Source organism: Bacillus sp. es.034 (assembly GCF_002563655.1).
In the GTDB taxonomy this organism is placed as follows: domain Bacteria; phylum Bacillota; class Bacilli; order Bacillales; family Bacillaceae_B; genus Rossellomorea.
This window is the reverse complement of the sequence record NZ_PDIY01000001.1, coordinates 4,153,514-4,174,304: the sequence shown is the minus strand read 5'-3', so window position 1 is coordinate 4,174,304 and position 20,791 is coordinate 4,153,514. Positions and strand designations below refer to the sequence as shown.

Annotated in this window: 22 protein-coding genes; 13 read left to right on the top strand and 9 right to left on the bottom strand. The window is 45.7% G+C overall.

Annotated elements, in window-relative coordinates; genetic code table 11:
• Positions 1–12: 12 nt before the first annotated feature.
• Both ATG71_RS21290 and ATG71_RS21285 read left to right on the top strand, forming a co-directional pair.
• Positions 13–1,080 (top strand): PLL family lectin, encoded by a 1,068-nt coding sequence (locus ATG71_RS21290; RefSeq protein WP_098441371.1) that lies wholly within the window; start codon positions 13–15, stop codon positions 1,078–1,080.
• Positions 1,081–1,180: 100 nt separating this feature from the next.
• Entirely contained in the window at positions 1,181–1,711 is a 531-nt protein-coding gene (locus ATG71_RS21285) for a GNAT family N-acetyltransferase (protein WP_098441370.1), read from the top strand.
• Positions 1,712–1,735: 24 nt separating this feature from the next.
• Here the strand turns inward: ATG71_RS21285 and ATG71_RS21280 are convergent, their stop codons facing one another.
• The 3 genes from ATG71_RS21280 to ATG71_RS21270 all read right to left on the bottom strand — a co-directional run bounded on the left by ATG71_RS21280 (position 1,736) and on the right by ATG71_RS21270 (position 4,919).
• Positions 1,736–3,154: an alanine/glycine:cation symporter family protein gene (locus tag ATG71_RS21280; protein WP_098441369.1), complete on the bottom strand. Its 1,419-nt coding sequence runs from the start codon at positions 3,152–3,154 to the stop codon at positions 1,736–1,738.
• Positions 3,155–3,428: 274 nt separating this feature from the next.
• Positions 3,429–4,532: a DUF1648 domain-containing protein gene (locus ATG71_RS21275; protein ID WP_286163090.1), complete on the bottom strand. Its 1,104-nt coding sequence runs from the start codon at positions 4,530–4,532 to the stop codon at positions 3,429–3,431.
• Positions 4,533–4,535: 3 nt separating this feature from the next.
• A complete protein-coding gene (locus ATG71_RS21270; protein WP_098441368.1) occupies positions 4,536–4,919 on the bottom strand; it encodes a GntR family transcriptional regulator in 384 nt (127 codons plus the stop codon).
• Positions 4,920–5,104: 185 nt separating this feature from the next.
• Between ATG71_RS21270 and ATG71_RS21265 the strand changes: the two genes are divergently transcribed.
• The 4 genes from ATG71_RS21265 to ATG71_RS23180 all read left to right on the top strand — a co-directional run bounded on the left by ATG71_RS21265 (position 5,105) and on the right by ATG71_RS23180 (position 10,500).
• Positions 5,105–5,611, top strand: a complete 507-nt coding sequence (locus ATG71_RS21265; protein WP_098441935.1) for a GNAT family N-acetyltransferase — start codon at positions 5,105–5,107, stop codon at positions 5,609–5,611.
• Between the two features lie 135 nt (positions 5,612–5,746).
• Positions 5,747–7,447, top strand: coding sequence for a transglutaminase domain-containing protein (locus ATG71_RS21260; RefSeq protein ID WP_098441367.1), 1,701 nt, complete (start codon positions 5,747–5,749; stop codon positions 7,445–7,447).
• 132 nt (positions 7,448–7,579) lie between these two features.
• Positions 7,580–9,808, top strand: coding sequence for a sensor domain-containing protein (locus tag ATG71_RS21255; RefSeq protein ID WP_098441366.1), 2,229 nt, complete (start codon positions 7,580–7,582; stop codon positions 9,806–9,808).
• Positions 9,809–10,068: 260 nt separating this feature from the next.
• Positions 10,069–10,500, top strand: coding sequence for a hypothetical protein (locus ATG71_RS23180; RefSeq protein ID WP_142953506.1), 432 nt, complete (start codon positions 10,069–10,071; stop codon positions 10,498–10,500).
• A gap of 210 nt (positions 10,501–10,710) precedes the next feature.
• Here the strand turns inward: ATG71_RS23180 and ATG71_RS21245 are convergent, their stop codons facing one another.
• Entirely contained in the window at positions 10,711–11,067 is a 357-nt protein-coding gene (locus ATG71_RS21245) for a DUF488 domain-containing protein (RefSeq protein ID WP_098441365.1), read from the bottom strand.
• A gap of 612 nt (positions 11,068–11,679) precedes the next feature.
• Here ATG71_RS21245 and ATG71_RS21240 point away from each other — a divergent pair.
• The gene (locus ATG71_RS21240) at positions 11,680–12,297 is read left to right on the top strand and encodes a LysE family translocator (RefSeq protein WP_098441364.1); all 618 of its coding nucleotides are present in this window, start codon (positions 11,680–11,682) and stop codon (positions 12,295–12,297) included.
• 91 nt (positions 12,298–12,388) lie between these two features.
• Here ATG71_RS21240 and ATG71_RS21235 read toward each other — a convergent pair whose 3' ends face one another.
• On the bottom strand, positions 12,389–12,721 hold the full coding sequence (locus ATG71_RS21235) for a winged helix-turn-helix transcriptional regulator (RefSeq protein WP_098441363.1): 333 nt from the start codon (positions 12,719–12,721) through the stop codon (positions 12,389–12,391).
• Positions 12,722–12,853: 132 nt separating this feature from the next.
• Between ATG71_RS21235 and ATG71_RS21230 the strand changes: the two genes are divergently transcribed.
• Both ATG71_RS21230 and ATG71_RS21225 read left to right on the top strand, forming a co-directional pair.
• Positions 12,854–13,348, top strand: coding sequence for a lactoylglutathione lyase family protein (locus ATG71_RS21230; protein WP_098441362.1), 495 nt, complete (start codon positions 12,854–12,856; stop codon positions 13,346–13,348).
• 123 nt (positions 13,349–13,471) lie between these two features.
• On the top strand, positions 13,472–13,930 hold the full coding sequence (locus tag ATG71_RS21225; protein ID WP_098441361.1) for a GNAT family N-acetyltransferase: 459 nt from the start codon (positions 13,472–13,474) through the stop codon (positions 13,928–13,930).
• Positions 13,931–13,992: 62 nt separating this feature from the next.
• Here ATG71_RS21225 and brnQ read toward each other — a convergent pair whose 3' ends face one another.
• A complete protein-coding gene (gene brnQ, locus ATG71_RS21220; RefSeq protein ID WP_098441360.1) occupies positions 13,993–15,291 on the bottom strand; it encodes a branched-chain amino acid transport system II carrier protein in 1,299 nt (432 codons plus the stop codon).
• 323 nt (positions 15,292–15,614) lie between these two features.
• On the opposite strand from brnQ, the gene ATG71_RS23515 reads away from it, so the two are divergent.
• The gene (locus ATG71_RS23515; protein ID WP_179886599.1) at positions 15,615–15,788 is read left to right on the top strand and encodes a hypothetical protein; all 174 of its coding nucleotides are present in this window, start codon (positions 15,615–15,617) and stop codon (positions 15,786–15,788) included.
• A 45-nt stretch (positions 15,789–15,833) separates the two neighbouring features.
• On the opposite strand, the gene ATG71_RS21215 is transcribed toward ATG71_RS23515, so the two are convergent.
• Positions 15,834–17,252 carry an NAD-dependent succinate-semialdehyde dehydrogenase gene (locus ATG71_RS21215; RefSeq protein WP_098441359.1) on the bottom strand — a complete coding sequence of 473 codons (1,419 nt, stop codon included), beginning with the start codon at positions 17,250–17,252 and terminating at the stop codon, positions 15,834–15,836.
• Positions 17,253–17,441: 189 nt separating this feature from the next.
• Between ATG71_RS21215 and ATG71_RS21210 the strand changes: the two genes are divergently transcribed.
• Together ATG71_RS21210 and ATG71_RS21205 are read left to right on the top strand one after the other, a co-directional pair.
• Complete coding sequence (locus ATG71_RS21210; RefSeq protein ID WP_098441358.1) at positions 17,442–18,377, top strand: NADP-dependent oxidoreductase; 936 nt, start codon at positions 17,442–17,444, stop codon at positions 18,375–18,377.
• Between the two features lie 144 nt (positions 18,378–18,521).
• Entirely contained in the window at positions 18,522–18,734 is a 213-nt protein-coding gene (locus ATG71_RS21205; protein ID WP_061809541.1) for a helix-turn-helix transcriptional regulator, read from the top strand.
• Positions 18,735–18,834: 100 nt separating this feature from the next.
• On the opposite strand, the gene ATG71_RS21200 is transcribed toward ATG71_RS21205, so the two are convergent.
• Both ATG71_RS21200 and ATG71_RS21195 read right to left on the bottom strand, forming a co-directional pair.
• Entirely contained in the window at positions 18,835–19,158 is a 324-nt protein-coding gene (locus tag ATG71_RS21200) for an ArsR/SmtB family transcription factor (protein WP_098441357.1), read from the bottom strand.
• Positions 19,159–19,593 carry an SRPBCC family protein gene (locus ATG71_RS21195; RefSeq protein WP_098441356.1) on the bottom strand — a complete coding sequence of 145 codons (435 nt, stop codon included), beginning with the start codon at positions 19,591–19,593 and terminating at the stop codon, positions 19,159–19,161.
• 249 nt (positions 19,594–19,842) lie between these two features.
• On the opposite strand from ATG71_RS21195, the gene ATG71_RS21190 reads away from it, so the two are divergent.
• Positions 19,843–20,700 carry an AraC family transcriptional regulator gene (locus ATG71_RS21190; protein WP_098441355.1) on the top strand — a complete coding sequence of 286 codons (858 nt, stop codon included), beginning with the start codon at positions 19,843–19,845 and terminating at the stop codon, positions 20,698–20,700.
• Positions 20,701–20,791: the final 91 nt, after the last annotated feature.

The following is a 20,791-nucleotide window of genomic DNA, read 5'->3' as shown; positions in this document are numbered from 1 at the left end:
GAGGGATGCAGTATGTTTTTCCAACGACGCTATCCGGTTTATCCAACAGCGTATGAGTGTTACCCATTTGGGGCAGAAGTAAGAAACGATTATGAAGATATGTTTTTATCACATACTTATCAGCAATACATTCCACACTATGATTACTATCCACAAAATCATCCTTATCAGGGATATGCTCAAGAGCCTGCCTACCCGGATCCATTTGACTCCCGGGCCAACTGGAGGGAATGGGAGGATCTTGGAGCACCGCCACGAGGAATGAAGGGTTCACCTGCCGTTGCATCCTGGCAGGCAAACCGGCTGGATACGTTTGTCAGAAGTGAAAACGATCGAATGTATCATAAGTGGTGGGACGGTTCCCGCTGGAGTGATTGGGAGGACCTCGGAGCTCCAAGACGGGGATTAAAGAGTTCGCCTGCTGCTGTATCATGGGGCAGAAACAGGATTGACACCTTTGTAAGGGGGAATCGGGATACTCTCTTTCATAAATGGTGGGACGGCAGAAGTTGGAGTGAATGGGAAGACCTTGGAGGGCCACCACGGGGCTTCAAGGGAGATCCGGCGGTATCATCATGGTCAGCCAATCGGCTTGATGTGTTCGTCCAGGGATACGACAATAATCTATGGCATAAATGGTGGGACGGCAGAAACTGGAGTCAATGGGAGAATCTTGGCGCTCCAAGAGGCGGCTTGAGGGACTCGCCGGGTGCCGTGTCATGGGGACCGAATCGAATCGATTGCTTTGTACGTGGAAACAATGACCGGATGTGGCATAAGTGGTGGGACGGTTCAAGATGGAGTAATTGGGAAAATCTCGGATCACCGCCTCGTGGATTCGAAGGGGCTCCGGCAGCATCTTCATGGGCAACCAATCGAATCGACACCTTCGTCCGTGGAGACAACAACAATATGTGGCATAAATGGTGGAACGGTTCCCGTTGGAGCAACTGGGAGGATCTTGGTGCACCACGTGGAGGCGTGCGTTCATCACCGGGAGTCGTTTCCTGGGGACCCAACCGGGTGGATGCCTTTGCCAGAGGAAGAAATGACCATATGTGGCATAAGTGGTATGCCTGAGGAATCGGACCATCCCTGTGTGAAGAGGGATGGTTTTTTTAATGCCAGGAAATGAAGACTATGTTATTATTTGGTAAAACAAGGAAGGGTGCGGTCGACCATGTCAGAAGGGATTCGTGATATCAGACTGGCGAAAAAGGAAGATCTTGAGAATGTGCTGGAACTATTGGTGAATGCGGCAAGCTGGTTACAAACAAAAGGAACGAAGCAGTGGGATTATTACCTGACCGATCTTGAAGGAAACAACGAAGAAGTCATCGATTCCATTGAAAAAGAATCAACCTATATCGTAGAACATAATGGGATAGTGATGGCCACTCTGACACTCGAATCTGCACCGAATGAGTGGGATGTGGATGTTTGGGGAGAGGAAGCAGGAGATGATGTTGCATACTTACATAGATTGGCGGTTCACCGGGATTTTGCCGGGAAAGGGATTGGGGCAAGCCTTTTGGATTGGGCAGAAAACGCTATGAGAACTTCCGGCAAAAAAAGCATCCGCTTCGATTGCATCGCCGACAATGAGGGTTTGAACCGATATTACCAAAAGCGGTATCCGTTAAAGGAAGTCATCAAAATCCATGGCCGTCACTGTAAATATGAAGTTCCCCTAATGAAAAACCCGGTGTGATGACGTTTCACACCGGGTTTCAGTTTAACTGGCTTTTCTTTTAGGATGAGCCTCCATCATCGGCATGTATTCGTTGAAATAATGATTTGTCTCCGAAACGATGACTTTATAGAGTAATAGTAAGGCAATCAGGTTCGGAATCATCATCAAGGCATTGGACATGTCGGCAAAGGCCCAAACCAGGTTTAGGTTCGCTACTGCCCCAAGACCGGTGGCAAAAATGTAAATGAGCCTGTAGGAGTTGGCAAATCGATAGTTTGTTAAATACTCGAAGCATTTCTCTCCGTACATATACCATCCGACGATCGTGGAGAATCCGAAGAAGATGACGGAGAATGATACGATGTATTCTCCAACCACACCCAGAGCATGTCCAAACGCGGCGCTCGTCAATGCTCCACCGTCAAGACTAGGGGCGTGCTCGACGCCTGATATCGCTCCGCCTGTCGGATCCCAGAAGCCAGTGATCAAAAGAACGAGACCGGTCATCGTACACACGACGATCGTGACGATGAATGTTCCTGTCATGGCGACAAGGGCCTGCTTGACCGGGTGATCGGTTTTCGCATTACCGGCAATCAGCGCTGCCGTACCAAGGCCCGCTTCGTTTGAGAAGATTCCCCTTGATACCCCGCTGCGAATCGCTTCTGAAATAATGATCCCTGTAAATCCACCTGCAGCTGCGACAGGATTGAATGCGTAGAAGAAAATCATTTTAAATGCTGGAATAATCATATCGTAATTCAAGACGATGATCAGAAGTGAACCACCGATGTACAGGAACGCCATGACCGGGACAAAGAAGGAAGCGACGGTGCTGATCCGCTGAATCCCCCCGAAGATGATCAATCCTGTCAGGACAGCGAGAACGATTCCTGTTACGAGATTGTCAATGTGGAAGCTTGTACTCATGACGTCTGCAATCGTATTCGATTGCACGCTGTTCCCGATGCCGAGAGCGGCGAATGCGCCGAATAACGCGAATGCGACGGCAAGCCACTTCCACTTGCTTCCGAGTCCCTTTTCTACATAATACATAGGACCACCGGAGTATTCCCCGTTTTTATTTTTTACACGGTATTTCATGGCAAGCAGGGCTTCGGCGTATTTCGTCGCCATCCCGAGGAGGCCGACGATCCACATCCAGAAGATCGCCCCGGGTCCCCCGATGGTGAGGGCGGTTGCCACACCGGCTATGTTCCCGTTTCCGATCGTTGCAGATAAAGCCGTCATCAGCGTTTTGAAGTTACTGATATCCCCCTCTGATTGATCAGAGGATGCGGAAGGCTTCTCTTTCGTGAAAGCAAGTTTAAAAGCATACATCAGTTTACGGAACTGAAGTCCTTTCAGCATAAATGTTAAGAATAGACCCGTACCGAATAATAGTACTAAACTTGGTGTCCCCCATAAGAATGAATTAATCTTGTCTAGCACATCTAACATAGAATCCTCCTTGTCATCTCGTGTTGTAAACGTTTTCTTTGTGAGTTTCCATCTACTATTTATATAGTATTCCGAACAATCTGTCCATAATAATTGTCGAATTTCCAGAGATTGAGCCTTTTTCAGTAGGGACGGACCTCGGTTTCCGGTGAATAATGGAAGTGTCCGGGAAGAAGACAAATCGTGGAAACCGCACAACAAAAGGGACGGAGCTCAAATCGGCAAGGCGTTTGTGTCACGTCTTGGCCTGATTTCTGAGGTCCGTCCCTCAACATCACAGGAGTGTCACGATCAGTATGACGAGGAGTGGTCCGATGAGGACGATGTATCCCAGTGGTCTGGCGAAGTTTAGGGTCCAGCCTACTCCGAAGCGCTTTTCGACGAAGATGGAGGGGTCTTCGGGATTGAAGTAGAAGAGGCCGCCTTTCCAGTATTGATCGTCGTCAGCATTAATTACATCACCGGAGCTTTCATCGATGATTTCAACATCCAGGTCTGAATCCTTTTTCCCCACTTTAATGGCGAGTATGACAGTCCCAATCAGGACAAGTGAAGAGAAGGCGAGCGGCATCGTGATGATCAGGAGGTCACTGACGCTGTTTTCGTACAGAGTGGTGAACTGCAAGAACGTAAACAGCATTGACACCAGGATGGAGACGAAGAACAAGAGGCAGCTCGTATACTTTCGAAGGCGCAGCTGACGGAGGCGGGATGACTTGACATTCCCTGCGCTCAGCTTGATGCCGGAATTTCTTGAGAGTTCATTGATCCCGAGGAACATGGCATTCATCACCAGCAGCACGAGAGGGAGTGTCAGAGCGGAAAGATACGTTTTACCGGTGAAAGCATCGGGCTGACCATCCGGTCCCCAGTGGGTAGGGATCTGGTCAGGTAGGCTTGCGAAATTTATTAAAGTAAACACCACCAACCCGACTGTAATGACCATGGGGATGACATACACGATCCATGGGAGCATTTCATCCTTCGTTCTGAGGTTCAACTCGGAAACGCGTACCTGTTTACGATCCTTGAACCACTGCTCTTGCTTTTTCATTTGCGTCACTTTCATATGAAAATAAAAATAAAGGGCCATTGATATTAATAAGATGACAAAGGGCATAAACAATCCAGCAAATATGAGTTGATTTTCGGTGATGGTGTTCTTTGAAGCCCAGATAAAATAGGCGGCCAACACGATGATCGAGATGAACAGTGTAAGGATGGCATAAAGTTTTTTATAATGACGAAGTTGTGCATTCTTTACCTCATCAACAGGAATAGTTATACCAAACACAACCGTTCGTTTCACAATGAAAGGAATCGCCATTTGAAGTGCTGCCAGAAATCCTACCGTGACGAAAATAAGTGTCATTTCCATTTTTTAATCCCCCTTAACGTTTGAAATGATGGATGCGACTAATTCGGCAATCTCTGCTTCGCTCATGCCGGCGACCAGTGATTCGACTAAAATCGGCCGTAATGCTTCTGAAATCCGATTCAACCTTTGCGGTGGAATCGTTCCCTCGGAAGGTGAACAAATGACGGCACCCGACTTCGGAACAATCCGGATCACTCCTTTGCTTTCCAATTCATGATAGCTTTTATTCACGGTATGCATGTTCACACCAAGGTCACCCGCAAGACTCCTTACAGAAGGAAGGATATCCCCTGGAAGTAATTCGCTTCTTACAATCCCTTCCATGATCCCGTTTGTTACCTGAGCATAAATCGGAGTATCCGACTGAGGTTCAATTTGGATAAACAAAGTGTCACCTCCTAGTTTTGTTATATGTTAAGTATAACAGAATTGTTCTAGTTAGTGTATAACAAAAATGCAGGAATTCCAAAAAAAGTTAGAGGGTTGGATGATTTCCCGTTATACTTTGATTATAGAAATATTGGTAAACTTTAATAAAGATAATAATAGATTCGCGGGGGAAGGTGTCCATGATGAATAAAGAACTGGAAATTAAAGAACTGACAACCATAGATCAGCATATAGACGAGCTTTCTCACTTATTAAGGACCGTCGTGGACGACGGGGCGTCCATAGGTTTTTTATCTCCAATGGACCGTTCTACTGCAGTGGAGTTCTGGGGTCATGCACTGAGTCCCCATGTGATCCTTTATATAGCCTGGGTCGATTATGCCATTGCAGGAACTGTGCAGCTTCATCTTTGCACCAAACAAAACGGTACCCACAGAGCCGAAATCGCCAAGATGATGGTCCACCCCGCGTTCCGCCAAAAAGGCATCGCTAAAAAACTCATGCAAACCGCAGAGAAAAGAGCGAAAGAAGAGGGACGGACCTTGCTCATTCTCGATACAGTAGAAGGAGCTCCTTCTAATCATTTGTACACTTCCCTAGGGTTCGTAAAGGGAGGACGTATACCAGATTACGCCACCTCGCCTTACGGTGAACTAGAGGCGACCATCATTTATTATAAGCACATTTAGAAATGGAAAAGGGGCGGACCTTAAAACAAATCCGTAGTAGAGGTCCGTCCCTAAATGAATAGTAAAATAGAATCAGAAACTAATAGCATTCTGGTTCGTATGTGTAGATAGGAAAGCAGTTTAGAGGAGGAAGACATGAGGGAGAAACGTTCGTTTTTGATTTTGGTTCTGTGTTTGTTGAGCAGTTTCCTGTTTGTGACGGCATGCAGTGACTCGAATGCCAGCAGCGAGGGAAAGAAAGATGATAAAAGGGAAGAAGATCCGTATGAAAAAGAAGTAAAGAAAATGAATGATGAAATAGGGGAAGAGGAACCTCTGAAACTCACATCCTACAGCGAGGAAATCGGTGTCACAATCGATGAGCCGGTATATAAAGAATTCGCTGCAAATGGAAAGGTGAGCGTGAAGGGAGAAATTGAAAAGTATCAAGATCTGAGATCGGACTTTGCCTGGATAAAAGTCAGGGCAAGTGAAGAAGGGCCAGGAGGAAGGCAACTCGAATATTATACACCGATCGAAGACGGCAGGTTCAAGCAGGATATCCACTTTTTCAACGGGGAAGGTGAGTATAGCGTCTCTGTGCAGCTCCCAAGCAAGGACCGTGAAAATTACTACTATGATACCGCGTCATTTATCGTTCATAATGTGAATCCTGAGATCAATAGGGATGTGACCCTGACACCATTTGGTCAGGATGCGGAACTGTCATTGAAAACGAAATCCAGCTATGTCAAAGGGAACGAAGTCTTTTCTTTAAATGGAGAGGCTCCGCGTCTCTCGGATGAAGACACGATTATGCTCAGACTTAAAAAGGATTCAGATAACTGGAAGCATGTCATCCCCGTGAAGAATGGGAAATTCAACTATGATGTTCCCTTGTTTTACGGAAAAGGGGTGCACGAGCTTGAAGTGCTGGTTCCGGATGGAGACCGAGAAAATTACTACCAGACGGCGACCACTCTTCTCATAGATAACGAGTCCGACCGAATGATGAGCCCAATTGAGTATGCAGATACGTATCGAGAGCGGGGAGTGAGCCTCGAATCTCCTCAGTTTGGGGGAGAGGAGTCGGATGGCCAATACAGGATTAAAGGAAGTATCGATCCGGAAGCAGAATTCGGCCCGGAAACGTCGCATATTTATATCACCACCAAAAAAGGGGAGGACGAAGCACTGGATGTCATCCCTGTTGAAGATTCCGCTTTTGATGATTCGTTTTACCTGCGATTTGGGCCGGGAACGTATGAAGTGACCCTCAGTGTACCTGAAATCAAGGAAGAGAACAGTGATTACTTCAGGTTTTTCGGCTTTGCGAAGTTCGAAGTGGAATCCACAGGTGAAGACAAGCGGGACCTTCTGCCTTCAAGAGGGGTTCAGTCGGATTCCCCTGAAATCAAGAAGCAGGCAGAAACCGTCACTTCAGGAAAAACAAGTAACAGGGACAAGGCAAAAGCCATCTACGATTATGTCGCAAAGAATGTCTCGTATGATGTGAAAAAGTACGAAAATGATGATTTCAACTGGGATGACAGTGCTTTGAAAACACTGGAATCCAAAACCGGCGTGTGTCAGGATTATGCGTATCTGGCGATTGCCATGCTTCGTGCCAGTGATATTGAGGCGAGATTCGTGGAAGGCAGGGCTGGCGGTATTTTCCCGGGAAGGCATGCGTGGGTGGAAGCAAATCTTGATGGGGAATGGGTGACCCTGGATCCGACATGGGGATCCGGTTACTTGAAGGACGGTAAGTTCGTGCCTGCATTCAATGAAGATTATTTCGACCCGGATATGAATGAATTTAAGAAGACGCATACACGGACGGGTGTGTCGTATTAGGAAGTTAGAGCCGGCTCTCGCTTTAGGAGAGCTGATTCTTTTTGATGGTGACAGGAAATTTTTAGCTGTATTGTGAACGAAAGCCATAAATAGTACACTTGGATAAGTAGAAATTCTATATTCAGGAGCGTAATGATGTTTTTTACACAAAATAAGAAAACAGTCCTCATCCTTTTTATCACCATGATCTTCTTGGAAATCCTCGATTTTTCATGGAAGACAATCGATCAACCTAACAGGGAAGGGTCGCTATTTCTTCACACAGGTTTAGTGCTCTGTATGCTTGCTCTATTGTTCATCCTCTTGAGGGGGAATTGGAGTGCTTCAAAGGAATTATCCAACAGTCATAAGAATTTAAACAGCATTTTTGAAACGCTGGATGTGGCCATCTGGTCCCATGATTTGAAATCAGATGTTCTCTTGATCACTCCGGGCATTGAAAATTTGTATGGATATCCCTTGGATAATTTCTATCAGGATACACTTCTGTGGAAAAAAGTGATTCATCCTGAAGACATGCCGGTATTGGAAGAAAGGGCGAAGAATCTTGGTTCCGGCCAGGCATGTGTGAGCATTTACCGGATCATTAGGCCGGATGGCCAGGTTCGCTGGATACAGGACCGTGGCATCCCGACCTTGGATGAAGACGGGGAAATGATTTCTTTTACGAGTGTGTTGTTTGATATCACCAACCGCAAGGAGAGTGAAGATCAATATCGCAGTTTAGTCGATTTGTCACCTGATATCATTGCAGTGATCAGTGACCAAACCTTTGATTATATCAATGAAGCGGGGAGCAGGCTGATAGGTGCAGGTAGTCCGGCAGACATCATAAACCAGAATGTCTCCCGATTTACCGGTGCTGAAAATATCAGGATGATTAGGGAAAAGACCCATGGCTCAGCCTCAGGTGAACGTTTTGAACTGACCGTTTACCGCCTTAACGGTGATGAGATAGAGTTGGAGATTTCCGCCATGCCCATTTTGTATGGAGGAAGGATGGCTATTCAATTGATCGGCCGGGATATCACCAATCGGAAGAAAGCAGAGAAGACGATTCATGCCATGGCCTATTATGATTCACTGACAGGTCTTCCGAATCGGAATAAATTCAAACAACATTTAAGCGGATTTTTGCGTGACAATCCGGATCAATCGATGGCGATTTTATTTTTGGATTTGGATCGTTTTAAGGTCATTAATGATACCAAAGGCCATTCTACTGGAGATGCCATATTGGGGAAGGTCGCCTTTCGTTTGAAAAAGGTCGTTAACGACAAGGGGATTGTGTTCAGACAAGGTGGAGATGAATTTATTATTATCCTCTCCAATATGAGTGAAGGGGAGGTTGCAGAAACGACGAAAGAGATTTTACAAAGTTTCATCAATCCGATCTTCATTCAGGAACAGGAATTCTTTGTCACCCCGAGTATAGGGATCAGTATGTATCCTAAGGATGGGAAAGATCAGGAGAGTTTGATTAAACATGCCGACACAGCCATGTATTTAGCCAAGGAACAAGGAAAGAACAATTATCAATTCTATTATCCGGAACTTGAAAAAGCATCATCAAGGAATATGGAGATTGAAAATGGATTACGAAAGGTATTGGAATTCGACCAATTATGCCTCTATTTTCAGCCGAAGGTGGACCTTGATACCCGTCATATAATTGGAGTGGAAGCATTGATACGTTGGCCTCATCCTGCATTGGGGATGGTTTCCCCGGCTGAATTCATTCCACTGGCAGAAGAGACCGGATTGATCGTTCCAATCGGCGAGTGGGTTTTAAGAGAGGCGTGTAAACAGAGCAAAGAGTGGGAAGAGACCGGGATGGGCATTATTCCTGTTGCTGTCAATATATCCGTCAGGCAGATCAAGGATAGCGGGTTTGTTGAAATGGTAAAGGGAATTTTAGCAGAATATGAGTTTAATCCGGACCGACTTGAACTGGAAATAACAGAGAGCATTATGCAGGACTTTGAAATATCGACGAATGTCCTCAATGAGTTAAAAAAGGTGGGCGTCATGATCTCCATGGATGACTTTGGAACGGGATACTCGTCATTGAATAACTTAAGACACTTACCAATTGATAGTATTAAAATCGATAAATCATTCGTAGATGATATTATGGAAGATTCCAACCAGGTTTCCATTGTTAAAGCCATCATTGATATGAGCCAAAACATGAATTTTACAACCATCGCAGAAGGCATTGAAACGGAAAATCAAATGTTGTTCCTAAAACGTAATGGATGCCAGGTTGGACAAGGATATCACTTCAGCCGGCCATTGCCTGCTTCAGAGTTGGAATTATCCTCCATCGGCGTGAAAACGAAGCACGTGAATATGACTTAAGCGAGGGACGGACCTCCAATTCGCAATGGACCCAAGGGTTTTATTGCTTATTGGAGGTCCGTCCCTCATTTCGATTGAGAAATGTTAAACTTATAGAGTTGATATTCTCTTTTTATGAGGAAAATTTCGAATTTGAATACGAGTTGTTCGGAGTTTCAATTGGCTCCGGTTCCAACAGGCAGAAGGGAGGTCTCTAAAGTAGAAAGATGAAGATTGAAGAAAACAAAGACAGCATCGACCCAGCTTCTGGTGCCATCGTTATGGCTATTGGAATCTTTCTTTATGCCAGCATCGATGCATTTACATGGGTGAACCATATCACGGCAAAAACAATGAGTGTCTCCTTGATTGTGCTGGCTGCCATTATCTATAAATCTCTTATGAAGCAGTTGTTAAATAAATCAGATAGAAGTCTTTTACTAGCGAAACCCGTACCTTCATTCGTCATTGGATCATGGATTGCAGGCGTTTCAGTCTTGAGTAATGTGGCTGTCAAATATTTTCCTGATATGAGCGAGGCGGTTCAGGTTGTCATGCTATTCAATACAGTAATGTGGCTCGGTTTTATGGCAAGTTGCGTCTACCAGTTTAAAGAGTTGGTGAAACGGCCGACAGCCTACTCCACTCATGGTGTCGTGTTACTGTCTACCTTTGCCACCCAGTCGGTGGTGATTTTTTGGGTGAAGATTTAAACTGACGAGATAGATGAACAAATAAAAGGCAAGGGTCGTCCCCCGAAGTTTCTCTTTCTTTGTACCGGTGCCTGAAAAATACAGAAGCAGGGGCGGCCCCGGCATTCCGATACTCGTTGTAAGAGGGACGGACCTCTACATCAGGAAAATTCACTGATGTAGAGGTCCGTCCCTCAAAAAACACTTTCGATCAAAAGATAGATGCCGGTCTTACATTTCCTCCAGAACTTCTTTAAGCACGACGGCGTGGTTGTGTTCCTCATCTTTTGCTCCGTACAGAAGGACTACGCGTTCGTTTTCTGCCATTTCCTTCAGTTCCTTTAATTTTTTCTGTTTTTCTTCATCTTGATGGAGTTCGTCTTTATAGGCTTGTTTGAACTTCTCGAACTTGTCGGGATCGTGGTTAAACCACTTCCGTAAAGAGGGGCTGGGTGTAATGTCTTTCATCCACTCTTCAAGGCTTGCATCTTCTTTCGATATTCCACGGGGCCAGACACGGTCGATCAGTATTCGGTGACCTCCTAATCGGGGAGGTTCATCATAGATTCGTTTCAAAATGATAGACATCGTAAACCCTCCTTCTATTCTCAGGATAAAGGGGAATGGGGGAAGAAGCAACGAATAGAAATCAGGAATACTCATCCCCATTTATAGCCCTTTCATCCAAATAAGGTCCGTCCCCCATGGGTTTTCAAATATTTGTAATACATTTGTAGTATTTCTGTTGTTAAAAAATTCAAAAATCAGGAGGCTTTTGGATGGTTAGTGGGGTCAGGGGTGATGGCGGATTTCAGGTTTGAGAACATCGGTTTCATCTTTCAACAATTCCATTTGATCCCTACTTGTCGATCTTGATGAAAAGCTGAAGCCTGGTGAAACGAAGTCAATCATCATCGACTACAGCCTGAAACTTCCGGAAGATAGATTAAGGCTATCGCAGAAAGGGGAAGGGAGTGGCGAACAATCCTTATCGGGATGCATGGCTGGATGAAAGTCTTGCGGAGTTACTATCCACCTATTATCTCGCATATGCATATAAGGACGAGGGAAAGGCGTTTGCCTTCTCCAACCAAGTGTTGAATACTGTGAAGCCGGAAAAGTTCTTAAATACACCGCTCGATGAGTTTCAACTCGTTGCTATAATCAGAGATGTTTTCTTCAGATTAAGGAGAGGGAACAATGACTGCTGCATTATTGTTTTTCAAGAGCGTGATTATAGGCGTGGCCATTGCTGCACCCGTTGGACCTGTGGGGATCCTATGCATTCAAAGGACACTGGCATATGGGAGGCGGACAGGTCTCTTATCAGGGTTGGGAGCTGCCACGGCAGATGCCTTATTCGGGTTGATTGCCGTTATGGGGCTCACGGTCGTTTCCGGCTTCCTCATGGCTCATCAGTTCTGGATTCAAGTATGGGGAGGGGTGTTCCTACTGCTAATGGGGTGGAAGACATTCACCTCTCAGCCGGCTGCATTGAACGAAGGGGGACCGGACACTCCTTCTTCGGTGAAAGGGTTTTTGTCCGTTTTCTTATTGACGCTCACGAATCCAATGACCATTCTGGCCTTTATCGCGATCTTCGGAGTGTTTCGGGTGGGGGGACCTGAGGATTTCCTGACCTCTTTGACTGTGGTAGCGGGAGTGTTTTCCGGATCGGCACTATGGTGGGGGATTCTTGCCTTCGTGGGTGGTTGGATAAGCAGCAGGGTCGGACCTGACTCACTAAAAATAATCAATCGAGCAGCAGGCATCGTCCTAACGATCTTCAGCGTACTTTTTTTGATTGACCTGATATAAGCAGGTGAGGGACGGACCTCCAAAACGGATTTCTACTTTACATAAGATTCCCGTTTGGAGGTCCGTCCCTCTAATCTTTGCCTCTCTCTCTTTATAACTCTCCATGCTCATTACCCCATTCGTGCATGTGGTGGAGGATGGGCATGAGGGTCATGCCGAGGTCGGTCATGGTGTATTCGACTTTGGGTGGGATGGTGTCGTATTGGGTGCGGTTGATGAATCCTTCTTCTTCAAGTTCTTTCAGCTGCTGGCTCAGTACTTTGTGGGCGACGCCAGGAAGGAGACGTCGCAGTTCATTGTAGCGGTGAGTACCCTCCGTTCCGAGGTGCCAGAGGATGACGGTCTTCCATTTTCCTCCGATTTTCCTCAATGTGTACTCGATGGAACACTTCAGTTTTCCGTGTTGATCGATGGGTGTATCCATATCTTAACCAGCCCTTTCTTACCTACAGGTTAGTTTCTTACAAAAAAGTGCATTCTTACATAGATACGCTTCTCTTCGTATAATGAAGTCGTGTTAGATGAAACTAATCGAAACGAAGGAGGAGTCAGTACGATGTTACCATATCCAAGATCATTTTCTCATATAGGATTATCCGTCCCAAGCCTGGAAGAAGCGATAAAATTTTACCAAGAGGTATTCGGCTGGTATGTCATCATGGAACCTTCCGATGTCGAAAATGACGACACGGCAATCGGTCAGATGTGCCGCGACGTGTTCGGGAACGACTGGGAGAAGTTCAGAATCGCCCACATGGCAACGGGTGATAAAATCGGGATCGAGCTGTTTGAATTCCCTCACATTGAAAAACCGGAGAATAACTTTGAATATTGGAAGACGGGGTTATTCCACTTCTGTATCCAGGATCCCGATGCAGAAGGCATGGTCGAAAAGATCAAGCAGCACGGAGGAAAGCAGCGTATGCCGGTCCGTGAGTATTATCCTGGTGAAAAACCTTATCGCATGGTATATGTGGAAGATCCATTCGGGAATATTTTCGAGATCTATTCCCACAGCTATGAATTAACCTATTCCGATGGGGCTTACTAATTGAAGGCAAAAGGCGGCATGTTCAGCTCTTGAACGTGCCTTTTTCATTTTTGGAAAAAGGTTTTCTGTCACGGATGAAGAATATAATAGTGTTACATCTATAAGTGAGAGAGGAAAACCACAATGAAAATAATTGAATTACATAAGGATTCAAGGATGTTTGAAGAAGCAGTAAACGTGTTCTGGGGACAGTGGGGAAATGAGGATAATTACAGGTTCTACCATGACTGCATATTTCATTCCTGTGGGACGGAAGCGGATCTTCCCCGTTTTTATATCGCTGTTCGTGAGGGGGACATCATCGGCACGTACGCATTGCTAAGAAACGATCTTAACAGCCGTCAAGACCTGTATCCGTGGCTTGCATGCCTGTATGTTCACCCTGACCAGAGAGGAGAAGGGATTGGTTCGATCCTCCTCGACCATGCTCTCCGGGAAGCTCATAAAAAAGGGTACAACTGGCTATACCTGACGACGGACCTGGAAGGATATTATGAAAAGTACGGGTGGACTCATTCAACAGGAGCCATTGGTCCCAGTGGAGATTCCATGAAAGTTTATCAAAAAAGAACCAGTATATAAAAAGCAGCAAGGGGAATGTGATGGGTCACATCCTCTTGCTGCTTTTTTTAGAGGTCCGTCCCTCAAATGATTTTCTTCTGAAAGAGGTCCAGTCCGTATCCGATGATGGCGGCGAATAGGGCGGGGGTGGTCCAGGCCAGTCCATTTGCACTTAAGGGAAGAAGGCTGATGGCACCCTGTATGTCTTCCATTTTCAAGTTGAGGCTTGCGAGCATTTCGTATAAGGAAAAGATCGCCGCAATGCTGACACCATACACGTACATCCTTCTGCTTTCCCCGAAGAAGTGCTGAAAGAGGGAAAGGGCTACGAGTACAATCGCCACGGGATAAATGAGTACAAGCAGGGGGGTGGCGACCTTTAAGATCATATTCAGTCCCAGGTTGGTCACGGCCATCCCGATCAGGATGAAAATCAGTACATATGATTTATATGAGTATCTTGGATAAATCTCATGAAAAAAGCGGCCGCATGCATTGATCAGTCCGATGCATGTCGTTAAACAGGCAATCATCACAATCAAACCAAAAAGGAGATTGCCACTGTACCCAAATAATTGCTGAGAAGCTAACACAAGAATTTCTGCCCCATTACTGATCGGTGCTTCATGTGGAATCACCCGTCCGATCCACCCGAGGGAAAGATACACCAACACCAAGCCGATGGCGGCAATCATTCCGGCACTGATGGTTCCGCGGATGAGCTCTTTTTTACCGGAAGCCCCTTTATCTTTCAATCCATTGATGATGACTATGCCGAAAGCCAGGGCTGCCACGGCGTCCATCGTGAAATACCCTTCAAGGAAGCCTTTCAGGAACGGTGCTGACTGGAACTTCCTGCTTGCTTCTGCATCAGTATAATCAAAGGTGAAAAAAGCCTGTACGCACAGTAAGGCCAGTACTATGAGCAGTATAGGTGTTAAGAATTGTCCGACGAGATCAATCACTTTTTTAGGATTGATGCTGAGCAAGTAGGTTAGCCCAAAGAAAGCGATCGAGAATAATAATAAAGGAAGCCGCCCTTCCACACTGACCATTTGCAAGAATCCCAATTCGTACGCCACATTGGAAGCCCTCGGGATTCCGTAAAGAGCACCGATGGACAGATAAATCACGATGGCAAAAACAATCCCGAAAACGGGGTGGACCCGTTCACCAATCGATAAAAATCCATTTTTTGAAAGGGATACGGAAATGATCGTCAAAAAAGGCAGAAACACTGCCGTTAAAATAAATCCGGAAATCGCCGCTATAAAGTGGGTTCCGGATTCCATTCCGAGATAGGGAGGGAATATTAAATTCCCTGCACCAAAAAATAACGAAAAAAGCATAAATCCCGAAATCAGGACATCTTTTTTTCTCATAAACACGCCTCCAAATTCATGACCGACTGATAGGCCATCCGTTACATTTTACATCACACATGAAAAAACCCGCCCCCTGATCAGGGACGAGTCTGAACTCGCATAACCAACCATATCCCGTATGTCCAAACTTTCGGATGCAAAAGCGGATATATTCATACTTTTCTTCTTTTTTAAAATTTCATTAATACTCACAATCTAGCACAGGCCATTTGTGTCGTCAATGAATTTTCCTACTATACTATTAATTTTCCCTCTATCTTCAGTTATGCAAGCAGCGGGTCTGGAATATGTATATAGAAAAAGTAGGGGGAGCTGGTTCCATGAAGCATGTTGCGGCGGCAATCTATCTTTCTTTCGGGATGCTATTCTTATTTTTGCAAGGGTTTGACGGGTTTTCTGGACCGGAAAATATGAATTTTATCATTTTTTTATTCCTTATGGCCGGAGCATTGTATCTATACCGGGAAATCAGGGAACGTTTTCAAAAAAAATAGACAAAGGCACGCATGGCGATGCGTGCCTTTGTCTGTGCTTTATGCTTACAATCCGAGGGAAATATACTTCACTTCCAAAAATTCTTCTATGCCCTGGTGACCGCCTTCTCGGCCGAGGCCGCTTTGCTTGAATCCTCCGAATGGGGCTTGTGGAGTCGATGGCAGCCCGTCGTTCAATCCGACAATACCGTACTCAAGTTGTTCACTGATCCGGATTCCCTTCGTGATATTCTCCGTGAACACATAGGCAGCAAGGCCGTAAATGGAGTCATTGGCCCGTTCGATGGCTTCCTCTTCGGTTTTGAAGGTGGTGATCGGAGCGACTGGTCCGAATGTTTCGTCATTCATGCACAGCATGTCATCGTTAACGTTCGTCAAAACAGTCGGTTCAAAATATAGCCCTTCTATTCCTTTTCCTCCATAGGCAACGGAAGCACCTTTGTCTACGGCGTCTTCCACGTGTTTGCGGACTTTCTCGATGGCATCCTCATCGATCAATGGACCGATATCGACACCTTCCTCGAGTCCGTTTCCGACTTTCAGCCCCTTCACTTTTTCAACCAGTTTTTCAGAAAAAGCATCTGCGATGGACTCATGAACATAGATCCGGTTGGAGCAGACGCAGGTTTGGCCGGCATTCCTGAATTTGGAGGCGATGACACCGTCAACGGCTTTTTCCAAATCCGAGTCATCCATCACAATAACTGGGGCGTGGCCACCAAGTTCCAGGGATATTTTCTTAACGGTGTCCGCTGATCCCTTCATCAGGACCTTTCCGACTTCCGTTGAACCGGTGAAGGTCAGTTTCCGGACGCGTGTATCTTCCATCCACGATTCTCCGATGGATTTTGAATCACCTGTTACGACGTTGATGACGCCTTTCGGTATGCCGGCTTCTTCAGCAAGCGAAGCCATCTTTAACGCAGTCAAAGGGGTTTGATTTGCCGGTTTGATCACAACTGTACAGCCGGTGGCAAGTGCCGGTGCAACCTTGCGGGTGATCATTGCCGCAGGGAAGTTCCAAGGAGTGATGACCGCTACGACTCCGACCGGCTGTTTGTGGACGAATAATCGCTTATTCCGCTGAGTGGCAGGGATCTGTTCCCCGTAAACCCGCTTTCCTTCTTCAGCGTACCAGGAGATGAATCCGTTGGCATATTGAATTTCGCCGAGTGCCTCTTTTAGGGGTTTTCCTTGCTCGATGGTCATGGTACGGGCAAGATCTTCTTTGTTATCATTAATAAGATCATACCATTTACGAATAAGTTCACTTCGTTCGTATGCCGAGAATTGGGACCATTCCTTGAATGCCTCATGAGCGGCATCCACCGCCTTCGAAGCCTCTTTTTTACCTCCATTGGGAATGGTGGCGATCACTTCCGATGTCGCAGGATTGGTTACCTCTTTCTTGTCAAGATCCGATCCGATTTGTTCTCCATTGATGATGAGATTGTAGTGTTGCATCGTGTTCCTCCTTTAGAAAGATAGATTCCCATATGCTTATGACTATGTAGTTTGTCTTAAATTTACAACAGTGTGAGGGAAGAATCCAGTAATACACTTTATGAATGACGATGGGCTTTCCATTGTTTAAATACCCTTAAATAGAGGGAAGATAAACCGTATGTTCAAAAACAAGGAGGGCGAAACAATATGAAAGCCATCATCATCAACCAGTACGGGGATAAAGACGTTTTACAGGAAAAAGAAATCGATCAGCCGGCGATCGGCGACGATCAGATTTTGCTCGAAAATCATGCCACTTCGATCAACCCCATCGATTGGAAGGTGCGGGCAGGCTATTTAAAAGAGATGCTGGACTTTGAATTCCCGATCATCCTGGGATGGGATGCAGCGGGAGTGATCGCTGAAAAAGGGAAAAATGTAAAAGGGTTTGAAGTAGGTGATCGTGTATTTGCAAGACCGGCTACGACAAGGGAAGGTACTTATGCTGAGTATGTGGCAGTGGATGAAGAACTGCTCGCCAAAATGCCTGAAAGCATGAGCTTTGAAGAAGCGGCTGCGATTCCTCTGGCCGGATTGACAGCATGGCAGTGCTTAGTCGGCTTTGGTGAAATCAAAGAAGGAGATAAGGTGCTGATCCATGCAGGTTCAGGCGGCGTCGGGAACTTCGCCATTCAGATTGCCAAAAGCTTTGGAGCGCATGTCGCTACAACGGCAAGCGGAAAGAATGAGGAGTTCGTCCGATCACTGGGAGCCGATCAATTCATCAACTATAAAGAAGAAGACTTTAGTGAAGTGTTACAAGACTTCGACCTGGTGCTGGACACCATGGGCGGGGAGGTTCAGTCGAACAGCTATAAAGTACTCAAGGAAAATGGAAAGCTCGTATCGATTGCAGAGCCTCCAAAAGAGGACAAACCAGCTAAGTACGGAGTGAAAGCCGAATTCCTTTGGCTGGATCCGAAAGGCGAGCAACTCGCAAAGCTTGCCGACCTGTACGAATCCGGTCAATTAAAGCCAGTGATCGGAGAAACATTCGACCTTAGTGAACAAGGAGTAAAAGATGCACACGCACTCAGTGAAACTCACCATGCAAAAGGGAAAATCGTGATTAAAGTGAAATAATGAAAGGAGGGACGGACCTTTGGAAAAAGGTCCGTCCCTCCTTTTGTATACGACTGAATAAAGAAGATCCATCATAATGTAAAGGATACTTGACGTAAAGTGTCCTTTACATTATGATATGGAAATATAAGGAGGTATCCTTCTTTGAAAAATAGACTAGTAGAATACCGCAAGACGTTTGGATACTCACAGGAAAGATTGGCGGCGAGGTTAGGGGTTTCGAGGCAGACCATCATTTCGATTGAAAAGGGGAAGTATGACCCTTCATTGAATCTGGCTTTTCAGCTGGCAAATGTATTTGAGACGTCAATTGAAGAGATTTTTTTGTATGAAGAGAAAGGGGAAGAGAAATCGTGACAAAGGGTTATTTGCTTATTCATCTCCATGGTCATCATGGCGAAAATCTACTAAATGGGAGGGACGGACCTTTGGAACAAAGGTCCGTCCCTCCCATGAATCAATCTTCATTATTTTCTTCCAGAACGTATTTAAGCTTGGTCAGTTTATTGCTCCAGAATTGTTCGTAATAGGCTAGCCAGTCCTTTAGTTCTGCGAGGGGCTCAGGCTGTAGGCGATAGATCTTTTCCCTGCCGACTTTTTCACCTGAAACCAACTCGGCTTCTGTCAGGATGGCAAGATGCTTTGCAATGGCGGTCCGGCTCATGGGAAAGTGGGAAGTGAGAGCCGAAATGGGCATTTCTTTTTTCGAGAGAAGGCGAAGCACTTCCCGGCGGGTCGGGTCTGCAATCGCCTGAAATACGTCATGTTTAACCGCGGACACTTATTCCTCCACAACCTTCCGCAGGCGTTGGTCCACTATGCCGACCCAGCCGTTCTCCATACGTTCCCGGATAACGGAGCTTTTTTCGTTCGGTTTAGAAACAACGGCATCATCATGCTTCCAGCCACCATGAATCAATGTGAACTCGGTTTGTTTGCCGACCTCTTTTAAAAGAAATGTGACGAACCAGCCATCCGTATCCCAGGAAAAAGACAACTTATGAGGCGCATCCACTTCCAATACCTTACATGGAGACGGGCCGAAAGGGGATTGAATATGGAATTCGTATCCCTCTTCTGGTTGGAAATCGTTCGGCATGAACCATGTAGATATGCCTTCTGAAGTGGAGACGGTGTCCCATACCTTTTGAATGGGGGCATTGAAGAGGACGGTTTGGGTAATATCTTGAAGTTGATTGCTTTGATTTGATTTCATATTTCTCGCCTGCTTTCTGTGATTAAAATAACACCAATTGGTTTCGTTTTAATAATATAACACCATATGGTTTCGTGTCAATGAAAAGAGGAGATAGGTGAAAGAGTGTAGAAGTAGTGTCTTGGTGAATGTTAGTATTTGCATACATTGTACAATTTATAAAGAAACCACCGGTCAGCGCAGCGCACAGAATGACCGGAGTATATACAATCTGCATGGTACATTAGTTGAGACGGGAGAAGATAAACAATGGAAATGCTTCAAAGGATGAATGACTGCATTCAGTATATAGAGGAGAATCTTGAAGGGGAGATCAAGGTGGAGGAGCTTGCCAGGCTCTCGCTGAACTCGAAATTTCATTTTCAACGGCTGTTTTCTTTAGTAACGGGCTGTACTGTAGCTGAGTACATCCGGAGGAGAAGGCTGACGCTTGCGGCTCAGGAACTGAATCATGCGAATGTGAAGGTCATTGATGTCGCTTTCAGGTATGGTTACGAAACACCCGAATCCTTTTCGAAGGCATTTCGTAAAGCTCACGGTGTTTCCCCATCCCATGTGAGAGAATCAGGAACTCCTTTGAAAGCATTCCCGCGTATCTCCTTCCAAATCCAATTAAAAGGGGAAGTCGAAATGAATTATAGAATCGTTGAAAAAGAAGCATTTCAAGTGATTGGAAAAGGGAAAAGAGTCTCAACCCATAATGGCCAAAACTTGAAGGAGATTCCCACATTTTGGGGTGAGGTGAATACTTCCGGCTTGGACAGTGAGATTTGCGAGGCCGCGGGTCATGATGAAATGCTCGGAATCTGCATGGAGTTCGATGATCCGAATGAAGAGTTCACCTATTTTATCGGATCAGAAAAGAAATCTGACACTCCTCCCCCGCTGGAGGTTAAGGAGATACCTGCTTCCACATGGGCAGTATTTGAATCGGTCGGTCCGATGCCTGACGCGATCCAGGGTGTGTGGAAACGGATTTTCTCAGAATGGTTCCCGTCTACAGGGTATGAGCATGGAGATGCACCTGAATTTGAATTATATCCACCGGGGAATCCGAATGACGATGATTACAGGTGCGAGGTCTGGGTTCCTGTTATGAAGAAATAAGGTAAGTTTGCCTCCAATAGGAATTGGGGGCTTTTGTATATCTAAAAAAAATTTCGTTGCAACGTTGAAGTAACCTGGATCTGGTTTTTTT

What these genes read in the sequence shown, in the direction of transcription:
- ATG71_RS21290 (WP_098441371.1), top strand. Translation starts at nt 13, where the DNA reads ATGTTTTTCCAACGACGCTATCCGGTTTATCCAACAGCGTATGAGTGT.
- ATG71_RS21285 (WP_098441370.1), top strand. Translation starts at nt 1,181, where the DNA reads ATGTCAGAAGGGATTCGTGATATCAGACTGGCGAAAAAGGAAGATCTT.
- ATG71_RS21280 (WP_098441369.1), bottom strand. Translation starts at nt 3,154, where the DNA reads ATGTTAGATGTGCTAGACAAGATTAATTCATTCTTATGGGGGACACCA.
- ATG71_RS21275 (WP_286163090.1), bottom strand. Translation starts at nt 4,532, where the DNA reads ATGGAAATGACACTTATTTTCGTCACGGTAGGATTTCTGGCAGCACTT.
- ATG71_RS21265 (WP_098441935.1), top strand. Translation starts at nt 5,105, where the DNA reads ATGAATAAAGAACTGGAAATTAAAGAACTGACAACCATAGATCAGCAT.
- ATG71_RS21260 (WP_098441367.1), top strand. Translation starts at nt 5,747, where the DNA reads ATGAGGGAGAAACGTTCGTTTTTGATTTTGGTTCTGTGTTTGTTGAGC.
- ATG71_RS21255 (WP_098441366.1), top strand. Translation starts at nt 7,580, where the DNA reads ATGATGTTTTTTACACAAAATAAGAAAACAGTCCTCATCCTTTTTATC.
- ATG71_RS23180 (WP_142953506.1), top strand. Translation starts at nt 10,069, where the DNA reads ATGGCTATTGGAATCTTTCTTTATGCCAGCATCGATGCATTTACATGG.
- ATG71_RS21245 (WP_098441365.1), bottom strand. Translation starts at nt 11,067, where the DNA reads ATGTCTATCATTTTGAAACGAATCTATGATGAACCTCCCCGATTAGGA.
- ATG71_RS21240 (WP_098441364.1), top strand. Translation starts at nt 11,680, where the DNA reads ATGACTGCTGCATTATTGTTTTTCAAGAGCGTGATTATAGGCGTGGCC.
- ATG71_RS21235 (WP_098441363.1), bottom strand. Translation starts at nt 12,721, where the DNA reads ATGGATACACCCATCGATCAACACGGAAAACTGAAGTGTTCCATCGAG.
- ATG71_RS21230 (WP_098441362.1), top strand. Translation starts at nt 12,854, where the DNA reads ATGTTACCATATCCAAGATCATTTTCTCATATAGGATTATCCGTCCCA.
- ATG71_RS21225 (WP_098441361.1), top strand. Translation starts at nt 13,472, where the DNA reads ATGAAAATAATTGAATTACATAAGGATTCAAGGATGTTTGAAGAAGCA.
- brnQ (WP_098441360.1), bottom strand. Translation starts at nt 15,291, where the DNA reads ATGAGAAAAAAAGATGTCCTGATTTCGGGATTTATGCTTTTTTCGTTA.
- ATG71_RS23515 (WP_179886599.1), top strand. Translation starts at nt 15,615, where the DNA reads ATGAAGCATGTTGCGGCGGCAATCTATCTTTCTTTCGGGATGCTATTC.
- ATG71_RS21215 (WP_098441359.1), bottom strand. Translation starts at nt 17,252, where the DNA reads ATGCAACACTACAATCTCATCATCAATGGAGAACAAATCGGATCGGAT.
- ATG71_RS21210 (WP_098441358.1), top strand. Translation starts at nt 17,442, where the DNA reads ATGAAAGCCATCATCATCAACCAGTACGGGGATAAAGACGTTTTACAG.
- ATG71_RS21195 (WP_098441356.1), bottom strand. Translation starts at nt 19,593, where the DNA reads ATGAAATCAAATCAAAGCAATCAACTTCAAGATATTACCCAAACCGTC.
- ATG71_RS21190 (WP_098441355.1), top strand. Translation starts at nt 19,843, where the DNA reads ATGGAAATGCTTCAAAGGATGAATGACTGCATTCAGTATATAGAGGAG.